The organism is Micromonospora sp. D75, from assembly GCF_018070405.1.
Classification (GTDB): domain Bacteria; phylum Actinomycetota; class Actinomycetes; order Mycobacteriales; family Micromonosporaceae; genus Micromonospora; species Micromonospora chalcea.
This window is the reverse complement of the sequence record NZ_JAGPXV010000981.1, coordinates 1-1351: the sequence shown is the minus strand read 5'-3', so window position 1 is coordinate 1351 and position 1351 is coordinate 1. Positions and strand designations below refer to the sequence as shown.

The following is a 1351-nucleotide window of genomic DNA, read 5'->3' as shown; positions in this document are numbered from 1 at the left end:
GTGTACATGCCCGACTCGGTCCACGGTCCCCAGGCGATGGAGGTGGCCGCCCGGCCCTGGCCGCGTCGCCGCTCGGCGAGCGCGTCCAGGTAGGCGTTACCGGCCGCGTAGGCGCCCTGTCCGCCGCTGCCCCACACCGCCGCGATGGACGAGAAGAGCACGAACGCGTCCAGTTCGGCGTCGCCGAGCAGCTCGTCGAGGTGTTCGGCGCCGCAGACCTTCGGGGCGATGACGTACGCCAGGTCCTCCAGGGTGGTGTCGGCCAGCGGCACCACCTCGCTGACCCCCGCGGCGTGCACCACCGCGCGCAGCGGCGGCCCCTCCCGCCGGAGGTCGGCCAGGAGGTCGGTCACGGCGGCGCGGTCGGCGGCGTCGCAGCGGACCACCCGGCAGTCCACGCCGAGCCCGGCCAGCTCGGAGATCAGCTCGGCGGCGCCCGGGGTGCCGGTCCCCCGCCGGCTGGTCAGCACCACCCGTTGCGCGCCCTCGGCGGCCACCCAGCGGGCCACGTGCCCACCGAGCGCACCGGCGCCGCCGGTGATCAGCACCGTGCCCCGGGGCTGCCACGCCGTGAGCTCCCCGTCGGTGGTGGTGGCCGGTACGAGCCGCCGCACCAGCACCCCGGACTCGCGGACGGCGAGCTGGTCCTCCACGCCGCCGCCGGTGAGGATGCCGCCGAGACGCATCGCCGTCCACGGCTCCAGGTCAGTGGGCAGGTCGACCAGGCCGGCCCAGCGGGCGGGCTGCTCCAGCGCGGCCACCCGGCCCAGGCCCCACAGCATCGCCTGCCGCGGGTTGGCCGGGGCGTCGCCGTCGCCGAGGCTGACGGCGCCCTGGGTGACGCACCAGAGTCGGACCGAGGCGTCGAGGTCGACGAGCTGCTGGAGCAGGTGCACGGTCGCGGCGAGGCCGCGCGGCAGCGCCGGGTGCTCGGCGTGCGGGGCGTCGTCCAGGCCGAGGAAGGACAGGATCGACAGCGGCCCGTCGCCCGCGCCGAGCGCCTCGGTGAGCACGTCGGCGAACCCGCCGCACAGCTCCTCGGAGTCGGCGGCGGTGTCCACGGGCACGATGCTCACCTCGGCGCCCAGGGCCCAGGTGCAGGAGTGCAGGTCGGGGTCGTCGGCCCGGTCGGCGGGCAGCAGCACCAGCCACCGGCCGGGGTCCTGCTCCTGCGAGGTCTCCGCGATGGGCTCCCAGACCGCCCGGTAGCGGGTGCCGTCGACCAGGGCCTGCTCCCGGCCGCGCCGGCGCCACGCCGACAGGGCGGGCAGCACGGTGCCGAACGGCTGGTCGCGGTGCACGTCGAGGTCGCGGGCCAGCGACTCCAGGTCCTCGGCCTCGACCGCGGCCC

At 77.1% G+C, this 1351-nt stretch carries 1 protein-coding gene; it reads right to left on the bottom strand.

Annotation, left to right across the window (positions count from 1 at the left end; genetic code table 11):
- Positions 1 to 1351: SDR family NAD(P)-dependent oxidoreductase (locus KBX39_RS31305; RefSeq protein ID WP_210874010.1), on the bottom strand; the 1351-nt coding region annotated here is incomplete at both ends.